At 54.4% G+C, this 16,532-nt stretch carries 17 protein-coding genes; 8 read left to right on the top strand and 9 right to left on the bottom strand.

Annotated elements, in window-relative coordinates; translation table 11 throughout:
- Nucleotides 1-25 precede the first annotated feature (25 nt).
- On the bottom strand, nt 26-829 hold the full coding sequence (locus ACU6HM_RS15390; protein ID WP_250756480.1) for a putative hydro-lyase: 804 nt from the start codon (nt 827-829) through the stop codon (nt 26-28).
- Between the two features lie 98 nt (nt 830-927).
- On the bottom strand, nt 928-1,827 hold the full coding sequence (locus ACU6HM_RS15395; RefSeq protein ID WP_009460118.1) for a LysR family transcriptional regulator: 900 nt from the start codon (nt 1,825-1,827) through the stop codon (nt 928-930).
- A 124-nt stretch (nt 1,828-1,951) separates the two neighbouring features.
- On the opposite strand from ACU6HM_RS15395, the gene waaC reads away from it, so the two are divergent.
- On the top strand, nt 1,952-2,953 hold the full coding sequence (waaC, locus tag ACU6HM_RS15400) for a lipopolysaccharide heptosyltransferase I (RefSeq protein WP_336974022.1): 1,002 nt from the start codon (nt 1,952-1,954) through the stop codon (nt 2,951-2,953).
- Nucleotides 2,954-3,138: 185 nt separating this feature from the next.
- Nucleotides 3,139-4,464 carry a 3-deoxy-D-manno-octulosonic acid transferase gene (locus ACU6HM_RS15405; protein ID WP_446764019.1) on the top strand — a complete coding sequence of 442 codons (1,326 nt, stop codon included), beginning with the start codon at nt 3,139-3,141 and terminating at the stop codon, nt 4,462-4,464.
- Nucleotides 4,465-4,619: 155 nt separating this feature from the next.
- Here ACU6HM_RS15405 and ACU6HM_RS15410 read toward each other — a convergent pair whose 3' ends face one another.
- The 4 genes from ACU6HM_RS15410 to ACU6HM_RS15425 all read right to left on the bottom strand — a co-directional run bounded on the left by ACU6HM_RS15410 (nt 4,620) and on the right by ACU6HM_RS15425 (nt 8,002).
- Nucleotides 4,620-4,829, bottom strand: a complete 210-nt coding sequence (locus ACU6HM_RS15410; protein ID WP_026483779.1) for a cold-shock protein — start codon at nt 4,827-4,829, stop codon at nt 4,620-4,622.
- A 254-nt stretch (nt 4,830-5,083) separates the two neighbouring features.
- Nucleotides 5,084-5,914, bottom strand: coding sequence for a UTP--glucose-1-phosphate uridylyltransferase GalU (gene galU, locus ACU6HM_RS15415; RefSeq protein WP_026483778.1), 831 nt, complete (start codon nt 5,912-5,914; stop codon nt 5,084-5,086).
- Between the two features lie 343 nt (nt 5,915-6,257).
- Nucleotides 6,258-7,094: a type III pantothenate kinase gene (locus tag ACU6HM_RS15420; RefSeq protein ID WP_446764020.1), complete on the bottom strand. Its 837-nt coding sequence runs from the start codon at nt 7,092-7,094 to the stop codon at nt 6,258-6,260.
- Between the two features lie 38 nt (nt 7,095-7,132).
- Nucleotides 7,133-8,002, bottom strand: coding sequence for a biotin--[acetyl-CoA-carboxylase] ligase (locus ACU6HM_RS15425; RefSeq protein ID WP_446764021.1), 870 nt, complete (start codon nt 8,000-8,002; stop codon nt 7,133-7,135).
- A 57-nt stretch (nt 8,003-8,059) separates the two neighbouring features.
- Between ACU6HM_RS15425 and ACU6HM_RS15430 the strand changes: the two genes are divergently transcribed.
- The 5 genes from ACU6HM_RS15430 to lipB all read left to right on the top strand — a co-directional run bounded on the left by ACU6HM_RS15430 (nt 8,060) and on the right by lipB (nt 11,912).
- Nucleotides 8,060-8,710: an alpha/beta hydrolase gene (locus tag ACU6HM_RS15430; protein ID WP_021447090.1), complete on the top strand. Its 651-nt coding sequence runs from the start codon at nt 8,060-8,062 to the stop codon at nt 8,708-8,710.
- Between the two features lie 125 nt (nt 8,711-8,835).
- Nucleotides 8,836-10,065 (top strand): D-alanyl-D-alanine carboxypeptidase family protein, encoded by a 1,230-nt coding sequence (locus ACU6HM_RS15435; RefSeq protein WP_035268521.1) that lies wholly within the window; start codon nt 8,836-8,838, stop codon nt 10,063-10,065.
- Between the two features lie 24 nt (nt 10,066-10,089).
- Nucleotides 10,090-10,962, top strand: coding sequence for a D-amino acid aminotransferase (locus tag ACU6HM_RS15440; protein WP_009460109.1), 873 nt, complete (start codon nt 10,090-10,092; stop codon nt 10,960-10,962).
- The gene (locus tag ACU6HM_RS15445; RefSeq protein WP_009460108.1) at nt 10,959-11,231 is read left to right on the top strand and encodes a DUF493 family protein; all 273 of its coding nucleotides are present in this window, start codon (nt 10,959-10,961) and stop codon (nt 11,229-11,231) included. The genes ACU6HM_RS15440 and ACU6HM_RS15445 overlap by 4 nt, the downstream gene beginning before the upstream one ends.
- Nucleotides 11,232-11,249: 18 nt before the next feature.
- Nucleotides 11,250-11,912: a lipoyl(octanoyl) transferase LipB gene (gene lipB / locus ACU6HM_RS15450; RefSeq protein WP_446764022.1), complete on the top strand. Its 663-nt coding sequence runs from the start codon at nt 11,250-11,252 to the stop codon at nt 11,910-11,912.
- 72 nt (nt 11,913-11,984) lie between these two features.
- Here lipB and ACU6HM_RS15455 read toward each other — a convergent pair whose 3' ends face one another.
- Entirely contained in the window at nt 11,985-12,776 is a 792-nt protein-coding gene (locus ACU6HM_RS15455; protein WP_446764023.1) for an enoyl-CoA hydratase, read from the bottom strand.
- Between the two features lie 199 nt (nt 12,777-12,975).
- On the opposite strand from ACU6HM_RS15455, the gene lipA reads away from it, so the two are divergent.
- The gene (gene lipA, locus ACU6HM_RS15460) at nt 12,976-13,980 is read left to right on the top strand and encodes a lipoyl synthase (protein ID WP_021447088.1); all 1,005 of its coding nucleotides are present in this window, start codon (nt 12,976-12,978) and stop codon (nt 13,978-13,980) included.
- Nucleotides 13,981-14,195: 215 nt separating this feature from the next.
- Here lipA and ACU6HM_RS15465 read toward each other — a convergent pair whose 3' ends face one another.
- Nucleotides 14,196-14,555: a hypothetical protein gene (locus ACU6HM_RS15465; RefSeq protein ID WP_336974039.1), complete on the bottom strand. Its 360-nt coding sequence runs from the start codon at nt 14,553-14,555 to the stop codon at nt 14,196-14,198.
- Nucleotides 14,556-14,585: 30 nt separating this feature from the next.
- Nucleotides 14,586-15,380, bottom strand: a complete 795-nt coding sequence (locus tag ACU6HM_RS15470; protein ID WP_250756487.1) for a uracil-DNA glycosylase — start codon at nt 15,378-15,380, stop codon at nt 14,586-14,588.
- Nucleotides 15,381-16,532 lie beyond the last annotated feature (1,152 nt).

Here is a 16,532-nt window from a genome sequence, read left to right on the forward strand (position 1 = left end):
CGGTTTTGTGTCGGTCAAAACTTGCTTAAAGCGCGGCCAGCCGTGTGTTGGGCAGATCGGTAATCAACATATGGCCAGGGGCATGCGTGATACAAAACTGCGGCTTGGCCTGGGCGGCGACGGCTTGAGGGGTAACGCCGCAAGCCCAGAAAACGGGTAATTCGTCGGAGCCGACTGGCACAGCATCGCCATAGTCGGGTTGTTGCAGGTCGCTTATTCCAATCAGGGACGGATTGCCAATATGAACCGGGGCACCGTGCACGGACGGAAAGCGCGAGGTGATCTGAATGGCGCGAATGGCATCGGCCGCACGCATGGGGCGCATCGATACCACCAGCGGGCCAGACAGGCGCTGTGTGCCCTGGGTCTGGATAGAGCTGCGATACATGGGCACATTCACGCCCGCACTGATATGGCGTACATCAATGCCGTCGGCCAGCAGCGCTTCTTCAAAGGAGAAGGAGCAGCCAATCAGAAAGGACACCAGATCATCGCGCCAGACATCTTCGATGTTCAGTGGCTCGGCGCTGAGCTCGCCGTTCTGCCAGACACGGTAACGAGGGAAATCCGTGCGCAGATCAATCGAGCCACCCAAGGTTGGCACCTGAAACTGACCGGGTTCCGTCACGGCTAATAAAGGGCAGGGTTTGGGGTTGCGCTGACAAAACAGCAGGAACTCATCGGCCCAGTCTTTGGGCAGAATCATCAGGTTGGCCTGCACATAGCCTGCGGCCAGTCCTGCGGTAGGACCAGTATGAGTTTCTTGACGGATCAGCTCGCGGCATTTTTCAGCCTCGGGCGCCAGCACAGGCAGGGTTTGCAGGTTCATGATGACCACTCGCACAAAGGGGGTTGATCACAGCCTCGGATTGCAACCGATCAGATAATTTGTGTCCAATCGTATGTTTGAATCCTAGGCCATAACGATTACTTATCGGACTGCACGTATTGTTGGGCGATTTCTTGGGCGTGATTGGCCACGACGCGGGCAATATGACTGTCCGGAGAATCCATCCAGCAGGCAAAAAATTCGATGGCCGGCAGGGGTTGATCCACCTTCAAAAGGCGCAGTTTTCCCTCGGAAAGCTCGTCTTTTATGACCTCGGGAGCCAGCACGCTGGGGCCCATGGCATGACGCGTCATTTGCACGATTGTGCTTAGCGATGCACTGCCAAAAATACGTGGGGATTTGACGCCGGCACGCAGCAAAGCTTCGCGTGTGGCGAGGTAGGGAACGCTACCGGATGGATAGGTGATTACAGGGTAAACCCCTAGCTCGGAAACGCTGACTTTGCGGCCATGCAACTTCAATTCGGGACTGGCGACCCAGCCTAACTGATAAGCGCACAGTCGAATGCATTGTTCTTTGGGATCCTGGCCTACGCCCACAATCATGGCCATATCAATCTGGAAGCTGGCCAGTTGCTGGCGCAGCACGCTGGTGGTGTCGACATGAATCTCGATGACCAAAGCCGGGTATTCCTGATGCAGCTTGTCGATCAGCTCATGCAGCCAGGTCTGCACAATGGTTTCAGCCACCCCCAGACGCAGCAGGCCGCGGATGGCGTTCTGCTCTTTGGCGGCGCGCAGCATCTCGGTACGCAGATCCAGCATGCGCTGTGCGTGCGACAACAACTCCTGGCCTTTATCGGTCAGCTTGATGCCCCGGGCACCCCGATCAAACAAGCGCAGCTCCAGACTGGATTCCAGTCCGGCGATACGCTGAGAAATAGACGGTTGGGTCGTGTTGAGTTTTTCGGCAGCTGCCCGGAAACCGCCAAGCTCGGCAACCCATACAAAGGCTTCGATCTGTTTGAGATCAATCATGTTTCCGGTCCAGAAAATAGGCAGTCTTATTATGCCTGATGGCAATTGGCGGGCATAAGTAGAGCAGGCGGATATTTTTCTGCATCTTTGTTTGATTGGACGCGGCCACCACTATAATTCGCCCATGACTTGCAAGATACTGATTGTGCGTACGTCCTCTTTGGGAGATCTGGTGCATATGCTGCCAGCAATCTCGGACATTGCACGCCATGTGCCCGGTGCACAAATTGATTGGCTCGTAGAAGAGAGCTTTGCTCAGATTCCGGGCTGGCATCCGGCAGTAAATGAAGTGATCCCGGTGGCGCATCGGCGCTGGCGCAAACAGTGGTGGTCTGCCCAGACACGCCAGGAACGCGCCGCCTTGCGCGAACAACTGCAATCACGCCAATACGATGTTGTGCTGGATATGCAGGCGCTGATGAAATCCATCTGGCTGGTACGGCAGACTAAAGGCCGTCGTCATGGGCTGGATTGGAAGTCGGCGCGTGAACCGCTGGCCTCGCTGTTCTACGATGTGCGTCATCGCGTCGGTTTCTGGCAGCCTGCTGTGTTCCGTCAGCGCAGCTTGGCCGCGTCTGCCTTTGGCTATCAGTTTGAAGGCGCACCTGATTTTGGTTTGCAGGGTTTGGCCGCGCAAGCCCCCAAGGACGAGGATCCTTACGCCATCATCATGCCGTCGGCCAGCCGCGACGATAAGCTCTGGGAGCCGGAGAACTGGCAACAGGTCTTTGATCGCCTGCAAGGGGAAGGGATGGCATTGCGCTTGTTGGCGGGCAGCCCTGCCGAGTCCGCTCGTGCCGAGGCGCTGATTATTGGTCGCAGCCAGGCTCAGGTGATGCCACGAATGGATTTGACGCCTATCGCTTTGCAATTGGCTGGAGCGCAAGTCATGGTGGGTCTGGACAGTGGTCTGACGCATTTGTCAGCCGGTTTGGGCCGTCCTACTATTGGTATCTATAAGGCCTCGACCCCAGTGCGTACCCCCCTGGAAGGTTCCGCCTACACCGCCAGCCTGGGCGAGCGTGGGCATCCTCCTTCAGCGGAAACGGTGCTCTGTGCCATCGATCAGGCGCTGGGGCGGACAGGCGTGCCGGAGGCGGCCTTGTTGGACGCGCCAAAAGGCTAGTTCGGGTCTGATCGCCAATTCGTTTTTTTGTCAGCTGGCTTTGTGCTTACAATACGCGATGCTAAGGGGCCTGCAGCCCCGCCTGGGCGCAGGCCCTTTGTCTGCCTGACATTATTTTCTATTCGTCTTCCTGGTAGCGCCGAGCGTGGCTTGGCTGCTGCTGATTTCGTACTGAGGCTAAGCGGGTGAACCGATTCTTCTATACCGCCTCTATTCGCATATTGGCTCCAGCTTTGATGGCCTGGATGGGCTTGCGTGCCCGTCGAGCTGGTGGCGAATGGCAGGTGTTATCGGGTCCCCGCTTTGGTTTTTATGGTTCGCTGCCTGCGCCCAAGAAAGCCCCGGTGTGGGTGCATGCGGTCAGCTTGGGTGAAACGCGTGCGGCGCAGCCTTTGATTCGTGCTTTGCTGGATCAGGGTGAGACGGTCCTGTTAACCCATATGACAGTTACGGGCCGTACAGAAGGTGCGACTGCGTTTGCGGCTGAGATTGCCAGCGGGCAATTGCTGCAACAATGGCTACCTTACGACTTTCCGGGCTCGGTACGACGTTTTTTCGCCCATTACCGGCCATGTGCCGGGGTGCTGATTGAACGCGAGGTGTGGCCCAATCTATTGGCTGCGGCACGCCGGCAAGGTGTTCCCATGATGTTGGCCAGTGCCCGGTTCTCGGAAAGTGCATTGCGTACCAGCCTGAAAGCAGGTTCGGTCATGCGAGAGGCCTACCGCTCCTTCAAGTTGATCTATGCACAAAGCCTGGCTGATGCACAGCGGCTGGAGTTGGCGGGCGCACAAGGCGTGCGCGTGTCAGGGAATCTGAAGTTTGATGTGGTTTTGCCACAGGACAAGATTGCACGTGGCCGTGGCTTTGCCAGTGACCTGGGACGGCGTGTGGTGGTGATCGCCAGTACGCGCGAGACTGAGCATGTCGATTTCATTGATGCCATTGCCCATTACCTGCGCCGTGAACGAGAGCATGGTAGCGAGCTGCATAGCCCAGTCCTGTTTGTTGTGATTCCACGTCACCCGGAGCGGTTTGAAGAAGCGGCAGATTATCTGAATCAGCTAGGTTTGCGTTCCGTGCGGCGTAGCGAGTTGCTGGAGCAGGGCGATACCAGCACCAGTGCTCTCAAGGCTTGTCGTGAAGTGGATGTGCTGCTGGGCGACACCCTAGGTGAAATGCACTGGTATTACGGCCTGGCACGAGTCGCCATTGTGGCGGGCAGCTTCCAGCCCTTGGGCGGGCAGAACTTTATCGAGGCCTGCGCAGTGGGTGTCCCTGTGATTGTGGGCCCGCATACTCATAATTTTGCCCAAGCCATGCAAGATGCCATGCAGGCCGGCGCTGCGATACGTGCGGGTACGCCAGCCTTGGCGTTGCAGCAGGCACTGGAGCTAGTAGATGATCCAGCACGCCATCACAAAATGGCTGATGCGGGTTTGCATTGGGTTCAAATGCACGAAGGCGCAGTGCAGCGTGTACTTTCTGGATTGGCACAAATCCGCGATTAAATACGTGGCTGTTTATTAGCTAATAAGTATTTAGTTTTACGTGTTTTGGAATTTGTGGCGATTTGAGGACAGCTCGTCTTGATTTGAATCAAGTTAAATAAAAAAGCCCGCATTTAGCGGGCTTTTTTGAGATCTAAAAACTAATCGAGATCGATTTACAGTTTTTGGATGCTCTTAGCTTGTGGACCCTTTTGGCCTTCAGCCGACACGTACGAAACGCGCTGGTTTTCTTCCAAGGATTTAAAGCCCGTGCCCAAGATGTCGGAATGGTGAACGAAAAGATCTTTGCCACCGTTGTCGGGGGAGATAAAGCCGTAGCCTTTTTCGTTATTGAACCATTTCACGATACCGGTTTCTGTTTGCATTTCCTGCATTCCCTAAAAATGACGAGCAATCTGCTCAAAAAAGATTGTCAAGATGTAAAAATCAGGGCAATGAGTATTAGAAACAATACCGTATTGAACAAACTTCGACGAACTTGAAATCCTGCACCGCCAATCGTAGGGGGTATTTAACCTGTAAGTCAAGCTAAATCGACCCTCTGCGTGGTTTTAAGGCAGTGTTTGATCAACAATTGCAACCAAGCTTGTTATCGTAACGGACCCCTCTGCGCCCCTCGTTAAAGTCCGTGGTATTTACGACCAAATTCAAGCGTAGCATGAAAGAAACCGGACTTGCTACCACAGTCGTAACGTGTGCCTTCATATTCATATGCATATACCGCACGACTTTCCAAAAGACTGGCAATTCCATCCGTTAATTGAATCTCTCCACCTACCCCTGCTTGAGTGCGTCGCAGGTGGTCAAATATTTCCGGTTCCAATACATAACGGCCTACAACGGCTTGTGTAGAAGGGGCTACTTCGGGTGCGGGCTTTTCAACAATTCCATTAAGTCGAGTTGCTTTTGAGTCGACTAAATTACCCGAAACAATTCCATATTTATTTGTTTCATTTCTATTTACATTTTGAGTTGCCACAATACTTCCGTTGTATTGATGCGCAGCCTCAACCAGTTGCCGCGATACAGGTGTGGTGGCGTCGATCAGGTCGTCCGCCAGCAGGACCAGGAAGGGCTCGTTGCCCACGATGGGGGCAGCGCACAGCACGGCATGGCCCAGACCCAGCGCGCGTGGCTGGCGGGTGTAAATACAGCTGACATGGCTGGGAATGATGTTTTGAACGGCATCCAGCAATTCCAGCTTGTTCTTGCCTTCCAGTTCGTGTTCCAGTTCCGGGATGCTGTCAAAGTGATCTTCAATGGCTCGCTTGTTGCGGCCGGTGATAAAGATCAGTTCTGTGACTCCAGCGGCGACAGCCTCTTCGACAGCGTACTGAATCAGTGGTTTGTCGACAATTGGCAACATTTCCTTGGGCATGGCCTTGGTGGCGGGCAGAAAACGTGTGCCTAGACCGGCGACGGGGAAAACTGCTTTGCGTATGGGTTTCATAGTGTCGTCAATCGAGGATCAAGGGGAAGCGGGCGTTGGATGGGCCGGGGTTCCAAGTTGAATGGCATCTTGGTTACGCTGCGAAAACTGTCTAGGCTCACGGCCTTGTTCGCTGGGGGGCGTGCCAAAAAAGCCTTGTCCAAAAGCCAGCAAGGCCAGGTTTGCCACCAGGATCAGTATGAAAAGCAGTCGCATCGCAAATGCCCTGAAAAATACAGTTCAACCCAAGATTGTACGGGTAGGGGAGTTTAAGTTCATCCGTTTTAATGCCAATCGTATCTATGGGTCACCGGCAGTTCACAGGCAAGAGGGGGCAGAGGGACGGTTATAAGCTCGAATCGACTTACGGGTGCGCCGCAAACAGCGACAGACCTCGCAAGGCAGGAGTTTCCAGCTCGTGTAGATGGGGGGGCTCTATATTGAGCAAACGGCAATGATGACTTAATTGTTCTAACAGTTCTTGCTGGGCCAGTGCGCGGCCACCGCCCGCCAGAAAGACCAATGGGCTGTGTCCCAGATGCTGACGGCCTTTCTCCCATTGTCGCAACACGGCTCCGGCCTGTGCGGCAGCCACCCCGGTACTGATAGCTTCTTGAGTATTGCGTGGGAACGCCGCAGTTTGCCCATGCGCCTCAGGAAGCTGCGCCGTATTTTGCTTGAGTGAAGCCAGCATCAAGCTGGGACCGGGCAGAATGGAGCCACCTAAAAAGTGACGCACTCCATTTTGTGCAGGTCCCAGCAAGTCAATCGTGGTAGCAGTACCAAAGCTGATCAGCAAGGCGCCTTGGTCGACCGGGTATTCCTGGGTTAGCAAATCGCTTAAGCCTAATAAGGAGGCCCAGCGGTCGGCACCCAATTGGCCAGCCTGTTCATAATCGTTGTGCAGCCCAAAAGCCTGCTCTTGGGCCTGCAACCAGCGTACCGGTCCCAAGCCCAGACGGCTGACGGCCGCATCAATTTGCGCTTGAACCTGTGGCCCGGCCACATTCACCCCTAGTGCTTGCACACCTTTTTGATGGGCGAATTCTTGCAGCGGGGCCTGGCCTGCCTCCAGCCAAACCGCCAATTGATCCAATTGGTCGGCATGCACGCTAACCGGCTGGCTTTCACGCGCGCCGCTTAAAGGATGACACCACCCTAATTTGATACGGGTATTGCCAGAGTCGATGAGCAGGGTCATGCCGGATCGTCAGAGCTAAAAAGAGTGCAGTATAGCGATCAGCGGTGAGCGCGAACGGAAACTTCGCCCACTGTGACCGCACGTTCGGAACCATCGGGGTGGCGCAATAATAATTGCCCCGAGGTATTGATGCCCGTCACGATGCCTGTATGCAGGACTTGGCCATTGTCAATGATATGGACTTGCTGGCCAATTAGCGCGTCAACTTGCGCGTAGCGTGTAGGCAGATCAGCAAAACCGTGGGCTGTGACATGATTCAGGCTCAGGTACAGGCTTTGCGCGACTTTGGCCACAAGGTCCGAACAGCGTGCCAGAGACGCTTGCTGGGAGTGTTCAGCAATGCTGGTCCAGTCTGCAATGGCGCGTTGCGTGTTCTGGCTGATGGTCTCTGCTTCACGCAGGTTCAGGCCTATGCCGATAATCACCACATGATGGTCACTGGAGCTGGGCGCTGCACTGGCGCGGGTCGCCTCAACCAGAATGCCGGACAGCTTGGCCTGATCCCATAGCACGTCATTCGGCCATTTCATGGCCAGACGATTACGCACTGCCGGTTCCAGAAACTGGCGCAGCGCTTCCGTTGTTGCCAGACCGGACAGCGGCGAAAGAGTAGGCAGCTGCCGCGCAGGCAGAAAAATATCAAAGGCACAGGAAAACATCAGGTTTGCACCGACGCTGTTCTCCCATGTGCGTCCGGCACGCCCACGACCACGACTTTGCAGATGTGCGCCCAGCAACCAGGGACGCACACGCGGCCCGGATTCCTGACGAGCCAGGGCAAGCAAATCGGCGTTGGTCGATTCGGTCGAGTCTACCCAGCGTATCTGGGGAAAATGTGGCAAGCGCGTACGCAGCTCTGCCACTATATCGCGCGGGCTGGGTAGGGTGAATGCAGAAGAGGTATTCATGACAATCCGGTACACTGGATGAGTTAAACGTAATCTTATGTGATATTTGATCTGAGCATGTCTGAACGCGTAGATACAATCCAATTTTCCGGCCAGGCCGGTGTTATTGACTGTGCTCTGGACTGGCCAGCGGGCGAGCCCAAGGGTTGGGCCTTGTTGCTGCATCCTCACCCTTTGCATGGTGGGGCACGTAACAACAAAGTGGTGACAACCTTGTCGCGCAGTGCCACTCAACATGGTTTGCTGGCAGTACGCCCGGATTTCCGTGGTGTCGGAAAGTCTGCCGGGGAGTTCGATAGCAGCCGCGGCGAAACTGCCGATATGCTGGCTTTGATTGAGCAATTCCCATCACATTTCCCGCAGTGGAGTTCCGGCCCATCCATGTTGGCCGGGTTTTCATTTGGCACTGCAGTCGCTGCTCAAGTGTATGCCAGCCTGCAGGAAGCCCAGGCACCTTTGCCCGGCGCCTTCATCCTGACTGGTACTGCGGTCAATCGTTTCCGCTTCCGGGATGTCAGCCCTCCTGCCGATACCTTGCTAGTGCACGGTGAAACCGACGATGTCGTTCCCTTGTCGGAAGGCATGGACTTTGCGCGTGAGCATCAGTTGCCCATGGTTGTGCTGCCCGAGGCCGGCCACTTTTTTCATGGCAAGCTGATTCAGCTGCGTGAGTTGGTCAGCCGTCATTTGGCCGGGCTTGGAACCTAAGCCGGGTTTTGCTTTCAAATCGTTGCGTTTTCCTGTTCAGACTCAGGGGCCTTGCCCCTCACAGGCCCAGATGGCTCTGCCATAATGGGTTCTTTCCGCCACTGTCAAAGCAATCGATTTTTTCCATGACTTCTATTCAAAAATTTGCATCTCCAGTCCTCTCTCGTTGTGTGGTGGCACTTGCCCTGGCGCTGCCTATGGTGGCTCAGGCACAGACTCAAACCCCTACCCCGACAGAATCGGCTCAAGTGCTTGGCGCTCAGACGCCTGCCTTGCCAGGTGATTTGTCCGTTGTACCCGCACCTAGCCTGACGGCACGTGCCTGGTTGTCCATGGACGTTAATAGTGGCCAGATCATCGCGGCAGAAGGGCTGAACGAACAGGTCGAGCCTGCCTCCCTGACCAAGCTGATGACGGCCTATCTGGTCTTTGATGCTTTGGAATCCGGTCGCCTTAAGCTGGATCAGACCGTTGTGATTTCGGACAAGGCATGGCGCACCGAAGGTTCGCGCATGTTCGTGAAAGTTAATTCGCAAGTGGCGGTGAATGATCTGCTGCAAGGTGTGATCGTGCAATCGGGCAATGATGCCTCTGTTGCCTTGGCCGAAGCCGTTGCGGGTAGCGAAGGTGCTTTTGCCGCCTTGATGAACGAAGAAGCCGCCAAGCTGGGTTTGACGGCTACGCATTTCAAGAACTCCACCGGCTTGCCTGATCCCGAGCATCTGACCTCGGTACGTGATCTGGGCGTGTTGTCCGCGGCACTGGTTGCCCGCTTCCCCCAGTATCTGCACTACTACAGCCAAAAAGAGTACACCTACAACAATATCAAGCAGCCCAACCGTAACCGCCTGCTGTGGCTGGACAATACAGTTGATGGTTTGAAAACCGGCCATACCCAATCGGCAGGTTACTGCCTGGTATCGACGGCCTTGCGCGATGGTCGTCGTGTGGTGTCGGTTGTCGTGGGTACGGCGAACGATGCCGCCCGTACAGAAAACAGCCTGAAGCTTCTGAACTGGAGCTTCCAGAACTTTGAAACGGTCAAACTGTACGACGCCAGCAATCCTGCTGTCACCGCCCGTGTTTGGGAAGGTGAGGTCGAAAATGTAGGCCTGGGTACAGAAGGAGCCTTGTGGTTGACTGTTCCTCGTGGCAAGTCCTCGGAAATCAAGCCTGTTGCCAACTATACCCAGCCTTTGCTGGCTCCGTTGAGCAAGGGTGACAAGGTCGGTACACTGACTTTGTCCCTGGATGGCAAAGTATTGGCAGAACAGCCTTTGCTGGTGCTGCAAGATGTGCCCGAGGCAGGCTTTTTCGGTCGTATGGCCGACAAAGTGCGCTTGATGTTTGAGTAATTCCTTGGTGCGAGGCTAAATCCTATGATTGCAGGCATTGACCCCGACAGCATTGTTTATTTGAACGGCGATTTCGTGCGCCTGGGCGAAGCGAAGATCTCGGTACTGGATCGTGGCTTCATCTTTGGCGACGGCATTTATGATGTCGTGCCTGCTTATCACGGGAAACCTTTCCGTATAGATGGACACCTGGGGCGCTTGGAGCGCAGTCTGGCAAAAGTGGGCATTACCAATCCTTTCACTCGACGTGAGTGGGAAAAGCTGGTGCTGGATATGCTGGCACGTTCAGGCCGAGGTGCCGACTGCATGGTCTACATTCAGGTGACGCGCGGTGTTGCCAAGCGCGACCATGCCTTCCCCAGCAATGTGCCGCCCAGCATCTTCATCATGGTCTCGCCCTTCAAGCGTGTGCAGCAAGAACGCGAAACGGGTTTGAAGGCAGTGGCTATTGAAGATGAACGCTGGCTGCGTTGCGATATAAAATCCGTTTCTCTGCTGGGCAATGTTTTGGCCAAGCAGCAGGCGGTTGAAGCCGGCGTGGACGAGGTCATTCAGTTCAGAGACGGTTTTCTGACCGAAGGGGCCTCCTGCAATATCTGGATTGTGCGCGACGGCACTTTGCTGGCACCCATGCGCAACAATTTGATCCTGGAAGGGATTCGCTACAGTTTGATGGAAGAGCTGGCCGCCCAGGCGGGTATAGCTTTTCAGGCGCGTCAGATCTCTCGTGAAGAGGTCGACACTGCCGATGAAATTATGATGACGTCAGCCACCAAAGAGGTGCTGCCCATCGTTGTATTTAACGGTCAGCCCGTCGGTGACGGACGACCCGGCCCTGTCTTTGCCAAATTACGTGAGGGCTATGACAAGGCCATCAAGGCTGCGGAGCAAGCATGACCATTTCCCCCGAAGAATCGTTGATCGAATACCCCAGTGACTTTCCTATCAAAGTCATGGGACAGACTCACGAAACCCTGCAAGACGAATTGCTGGCTATCGTGCTGGAACACGATCCAGGTTTTGACGCTGCCACCATTGAGGTGCGTCCCAGCAAGGCAGGCAACTACACGGGCCTGACTTTCACGGTGCGCGCTGTCTCGCGTGAGCAGTTGGATAACCTTTACCGTGCCCTGCATGCGCATCATCTGGTGCGTGTGGTGATGTAAAGCAGGGATCAGGCGTTCATGTCCGACTCAGTTCGTATCAAGTGGTTTGAGCGGCCTAGCGCCTATGAACCCATCTGGCAGGCAATGCGCGACTTTACCGAGCAGCGCGGGCCAGAGACTGCTGATGAAATCTGGCTTGTCGAGCACACGCCTGTCTACACTCAAGGGCAAGCCGGCAAGCCGGAACATCTGCTGAACCCCGGTGGCATCCCCGTGGTGCAAACCGACCGGGGCGGGCAGATTACCTATCACGGCCCTGGGCAGTTAATGGTGTACTGCCTGTTTGATCTGCGCAGGGTAGGCTTATACGTCAAAGAATACGTACGCCTTTTGGAAGAGGCTGTTATTGCCTGTCTGACGCATTTTGGTGTCGAAGGTGCTTGCTGCAAGCCAGGGGCACCGGGTGTCTATGTACCGCAAGGGGTGGCAAGCCAGGAGTTGGCCAAGATTTCCGCATTGGGGATCAAGATTCGCAATGGCCGCTCTTACCATGGACTGGCCTTGAATTTAGGCATGGATCTAAGCCCATTTAGCGGCATCAATCCCTGTGGCTATGAAGGGCTGCAAACAACAGATATGCGTTCGCAAGGCGTCGTGGTTCCCATGGACGAGGTTGCACAGTATTTGTCTAATTATCTATCGCAAGCGATGGCTCTGCGCCTACAGGCAGCGGCAGCTTAAATAGTGCAGCGATAAAGCGCCGCATGTGGCGGCGCTCATCTTTATATTGTTATTTATTCGTCAAGTGCCGCCTCAGGTTCCGCTCCAGTGCGGCGCGCGTTTCTCGATAAAAGCATCAATACCTTCGCAGGCATCATTGCTCATCATATTGTCAGCCATGACCTGACCGGCGTAGTCGTAGGCTTGTTCAATAGCCAGGCTGCGCTGGCGGTAGAACATGGCCTTGCCTGCGCGGACGGCGACCGGACTCTTGGCCATGATGCTGTCGGCCAGTTTCTGTACGGTTTGATCCAGCTGGTCTTCGGCTACCGCGTAATTGATCAGCCCCAGCTCTTGAGCTCGTTGGGCGCTGATGAATTCGCCAGTCATCAACATTTCCATGGCGGCCTTGGGTGGCACGCAGCGTGACAGGGCAACAGCAGGGGTGGAGCAGAAAAGACCAACATTAATGCCTGATACTGCAAAGCGAGTGGACTCGGTGGCAACAGCCATATCGCAGGTAGCAACCAGCTGACAGCCCGCTGCGGTGGCCAGCCCTTGCACACGAGCAATCACCGGCACGGGCAAGGCCAGCACACCTTGCATGACGCGGCTGCAGCGGCTGAACAGATCACGGTAATAGTTGTGTTCGGGTTTGGAGCGCATCTGTTTCAGATCGTGCCCGGCACAAAAGGCCTTGCCTTCCGCCTGAATGATGACGCACTGCAAGCTGGGGTCCTGGGCCAGCTTGTCCAGAATGTGTTGTAAAGAGTCCAACACTTCTTCAGACAGCGCGTTGTACTTGGCGGGCCGGTTCAAGGTGATGCGGGCCAGTCCCTGATGCTGTTCCAGCAGGACGGGATCGGCGAGGTGCTCTTGTGACATGCAAGTCTCCGTACTTATAGTATGTGCAGGTTTTATTTTCGGGTGTTGCTGCATCGTTAAGTCGACCTCTATATTAGAGGGGTCTGGTACAAACTATCGCCCTTGTTCTAGGCGCTTGTAAAGCGAAGGGGCTACAATTGACCACTGCGCCCATCGTTTAGTGATGTTGCCCGCACGCTGTTTTTCTATTTAGACGCCTATGACCACCCCTACAGATACGTCCGTCGATTCCAAACCTACTGTGCGCCCTCGCGTTGTCGAATACGACGCAACGCAGAAGCAGAAGGCCGAGGCCAAGACCTCGCGCATTCCCATTAAGGTCGTGCAGGCAGAGCGTTTGAAAAAGCCTGATTGGATTCGGGTGAAGGCGGCTGCACCGAATTCCCGTTTCTACGAGATCAAGGAAACTCTGCGCGAGCACAAGCTGTTCTCGGTGTGCGAAGAAGCTTCCTGTCCCAATATCGGGGAGTGTTTTGGCAAGGGCACGGCCACCTTCATGATCATGGGCGACAAGTGCACACGTCGTTGCCCATTCTGTGATGTGGGCCATGGCCGTCCTGACCCGCTGGACGAGAATGAACCTGCCAACCTGGCCAAGGCCATTGGTGCCATGAAGTTGTCCTACGTGGTTATTACCTCCGTAGACCGTGACGATTTGCGTGATGGTGGCGCTGCCCACTTTGTGGAATGTATCCGTCAGGTGCGCGAGCATTCGCCAACTACGACTATTGAAGTGCTGGTGCCGGACTTCCGTGCTCGTCTGGATCGTGCGTTGGGGATCCTGAATGCCTGCCCTCCAGATGTGATGAACCACAACCTGGAAACGGTACCTCGCTTGTACAAGCAGGCGCGTCCTGGTTCGGATTACCACCACTCCTTGAAACTGCTGCAAGAGTTCAAGAAGTTGCATCCAAACATTCCAACCAAATCCGGTTTGATGGTTGGCTTGGGTGAGACCAACGAAGAGATTCTGGAAGTGATGCGCGATATGCGAGCTCACGATATTGATATGCTGACCATTGGCCAGTATTTGCAGCCATCCGGCCACCACTTGCCCGTGATGCGCTACGTGACGCCTGATGAATTCTTGATGTTTGAGCGCGAGGCCTATGCAATGGGCTTTACCCATGCGGCGGTTGGTGCCATGGTGCGTTCGTCCTATCACGCAGACCAGCAGGCGCATGCAGCAGGTGTGCAACCTTAAAGATAAGAGAACAGGTCTTTGTAAGACTTGGCTTTTATTTGAAGAACCCGGCCTTGGTGCCGGGTTTTTTTATGACTTCCGGGTTTTCCGGTGTTGTTGATCCGCGTCTGCCTGTTTTTTTACAGGTTCCAGGGCAGCCAGCGAGCCGGAGAGTCGTTAGCGGTTTTGGGGCATGTATCCCTGGCTGCCTGTATCAATTGCTTGCCGGTGTCTTTTTATTCGGACGGTGGGCTTTCTACTGTATCACTCTGGGCCTGGGCCTGGGCCTTGGTAGACAAGCTCTCTATATAAGGCTCCAGCACTTCGTCGTAATCTTCGACGCCCAGATACCAGGCCGTCAGACCTTTGCTGTCTTGTTTGAGATCAGTCCAGCAGAATAAAGAGCGATCAAAAGAGTCCTTGATGGTCTCGTTCACAAACTTGAACAATTCATCCAGCAAGGGCAGGCTGCTTAAGGGGACGGCAAATGGCGTTTCTCCCTGAAATTGCCAGCCATATTGTTCGAGCAGTTCGTTCGACCAAAGAGCATGTTGTTCTTGAGAGCTTAATTCTGGATTGGCAGGGCTTAAAGGCATGGTTCTGGATCAGGTAAGGGGAACGGATGGTCAAGCGCCGGTGGCAAACCATTGTATGGGAGCGACGCCTTGCTCCTTGAGCCACTCATTGGCTTGCTGGAAATGACCGCAACCAATAAAAGGAACAGGGGGGCGGCGAGCAGCCAAGGGGGAAGGGTGATTGGCTTTCAAAATCAGGTAAGGATGCTGGGAGTGCTGCTGAATCAGTGCTTCTTTGGCTTGGGCGTGGGCACCCCACAACATATAAACAATAGGGCGTGTAGTCTGCTGGGCCAGGTTCATCAGCAGGGAGTCAGTAATCTGCTCCCAGCCTTTCTTGGCGTGAGAGGCAGGCAAACCATCTTCTACAGTCAGCGATGTATTCAATAGCAAGACACCTTGTCGACCCCAGTTGCTCAGATCATGACTGCTTGGCAAGGCGGTGTCGGGATACTCCAGCTCCAACTCTTTAAAGATATTGCGCAGACTGGGTGGAGCCGGGCAGGTGTCAGGCACAGAAAATGACAGGCCCTGTGCCTGATTGGGCCCGTGATAAGGATCCTGGCCCAGAATCACTACGCTGACTTTTTGCAATGGCAGCAGCTCCAGTGCGCGGAAAGGGGCGGCCGGATAAATAGAGGCGCCATCCTGGCACTCCTTGTCCAACCACTTGGCCAGAGTTGCCAATATGTCTTGCAGCTCCGGGCGATCCAATGTGGCACGCCAGTCGCTGGGAAGGCGGGCAATTTGATTCAGGATGTTCTCGGTCAGGAGATTGCCGGAGAGTAGTTCCTCACCAATCAGGCTGAGCTGTGCCGCAGGGGCTTGAGAAGATGAGCGGGCCATAGTCTGCATACAGAGTTATTTGTCCGCCTATTGTAATAGGGGAGAGGTGGCCTACCTATCTGCTTGGATGGGGTGCCTCTATATAGAGAGGGGTTTGGCGGTCAAAAGTAGGTGCTTGGTATGCCTCTATATATAGAGGGATGACCGGCGCTCTATATATAGAGTGTTGTAGACCAGGTTCCAGATTAGCGGTCCATGGTGGTAGCCTGGGATTTGTGTAGCCTTCCCCAGGATTGCAACTGCATTCTTATCTTGTCTGTCTGTCTGTCTGTCTGTCTGTCTGTCTGTCTGTCTGTCTGTCTGCGAAAATACGTTTGGGGCGGGAATTCAGCGCGAAACAGGAGAATCGATGCTGAGCTGGAGAGGATACGCCTGGAATCGACCTGTTCTGCGATGGGGCATCCGGGCGTTTCACCTGCCAGTTCTGGTGTCTCTCCAGCTATGAACGAAATATAGTCATTTTAGTGTCATTTGGTTACATTTAAATTTTATCATATATAACAATGATCTAAGTGGAAAAGCACTGTAAACCGCCTCTTTTACATGAAATTTTGAGGTAAAAAACTTGCAAAGCGGAAAATCCTCGTGCTATAGTTCTTTTCTCGCTGCAGCACACACGGGGTTTACCCGAAGCGCCGCAGAGAGCAGTTAGACAAGTTTCACCGCCTTGGCCAAGAGGCCCGCACCAAAACTTGAATGACTGGTCAGGAAACTGACAGGGTGTAAAACCCGGAGCTTGACAAATCAGAAAATTCTGTGTTAAAGTTCTAGGTTCTGCTCCAGAGAACGCAACGTTAAGTTTTTAAGCGGTTTTGCAGGTTGAAACGGTTTTGAGAATTTACCCTTGTTTGTGAAGTTAGATAGTTAACCTCACGGTTGATTGTTCAGTAGGTAAGAAAGAACGAAAGTTCTGGTTTAAGCGGGACGAGTTGGACGGTTTTAAAACTTTCTAGCTTCTTCAAAAAACGCTTGACACACTGCCTGATCTGCTTCATAATCTCGTTTCTCTGCTGCTAACACAGCAAGGCACGAAGCGCTAAACGCGACGAGCCAGCCGGGTTAGTCAGTAGAACGACAGGCAACTGTCACTGCTCTTTAACAATTAACAGCCGATAAGTGTGGGCGCTTGGAATGAGCGAGTCGAACCCTTCG

The sequence above is a fragment of the Alcaligenes sp. RM2 genome, from assembly GCF_052931795.1.

Excerpts from the sequence above, each read along its gene's own strand:
- lipB (WP_446764022.1), top strand. The coding sequence starts at position 11,250 with ATGTCCGACTCAGTTCGTATCAAGTGGTTTGAGCGGCCTAGCGCCTAT.
- ACU6HM_RS15465 (WP_336974039.1), bottom strand. The coding sequence starts at position 14,555 with ATGCCTTTAAGCCCTGCCAATCCAGAATTAAGCTCTCAAGAACAACAT.
- ACU6HM_RS15390 (WP_250756480.1), bottom strand. The coding sequence starts at position 829 with ATGAACCTGCAAACCCTGCCTGTGCTGGCGCCCGAGGCTGAAAAATGC.
- ACU6HM_RS15410 (WP_026483779.1), bottom strand. The coding sequence starts at position 4,829 with ATGCAAACAGAAACCGGTATCGTGAAATGGTTCAATAACGAAAAAGGC.
- ACU6HM_RS15435 (WP_035268521.1), top strand. The coding sequence starts at position 8,836 with ATGACTTCTATTCAAAAATTTGCATCTCCAGTCCTCTCTCGTTGTGTG.
- ACU6HM_RS15470 (WP_250756487.1), bottom strand. The coding sequence starts at position 15,380 with ATGGCCCGCTCATCTTCTCAAGCCCCTGCGGCACAGCTCAGCCTGATT.
- ACU6HM_RS15440 (WP_009460109.1), top strand. The coding sequence starts at position 10,090 with ATGATTGCAGGCATTGACCCCGACAGCATTGTTTATTTGAACGGCGAT.
- lipA (WP_021447088.1), top strand. The coding sequence starts at position 12,976 with ATGACCACCCCTACAGATACGTCCGTCGATTCCAAACCTACTGTGCGC.
- galU (WP_026483778.1), bottom strand. The coding sequence starts at position 5,914 with ATGAAACCCATACGCAAAGCAGTTTTCCCCGTCGCCGGTCTAGGCACA.
- ACU6HM_RS15430 (WP_021447090.1), top strand. The coding sequence starts at position 8,060 with ATGTCTGAACGCGTAGATACAATCCAATTTTCCGGCCAGGCCGGTGTT.
- ACU6HM_RS15455 (WP_446764023.1), bottom strand. The coding sequence starts at position 12,776 with ATGTCACAAGAGCACCTCGCCGATCCCGTCCTGCTGGAACAGCATCAG.
- ACU6HM_RS15395 (WP_009460118.1), bottom strand. The coding sequence starts at position 1,827 with ATGATTGATCTCAAACAGATCGAAGCCTTTGTATGGGTTGCCGAGCTT.
- ACU6HM_RS15420 (WP_446764020.1), bottom strand. The coding sequence starts at position 7,094 with ATGACCCTGCTCATCGACTCTGGCAATACCCGTATCAAATTAGGGTGG.
- ACU6HM_RS15425 (WP_446764021.1), bottom strand. The coding sequence starts at position 8,002 with ATGAATACCTCTTCTGCATTCACCCTACCCAGCCCGCGCGATATAGTG.
- waaC (WP_336974022.1), top strand. The coding sequence starts at position 1,952 with ATGACTTGCAAGATACTGATTGTGCGTACGTCCTCTTTGGGAGATCTG.
- ACU6HM_RS15445 (WP_009460108.1), top strand. The coding sequence starts at position 10,959 with ATGACCATTTCCCCCGAAGAATCGTTGATCGAATACCCCAGTGACTTT.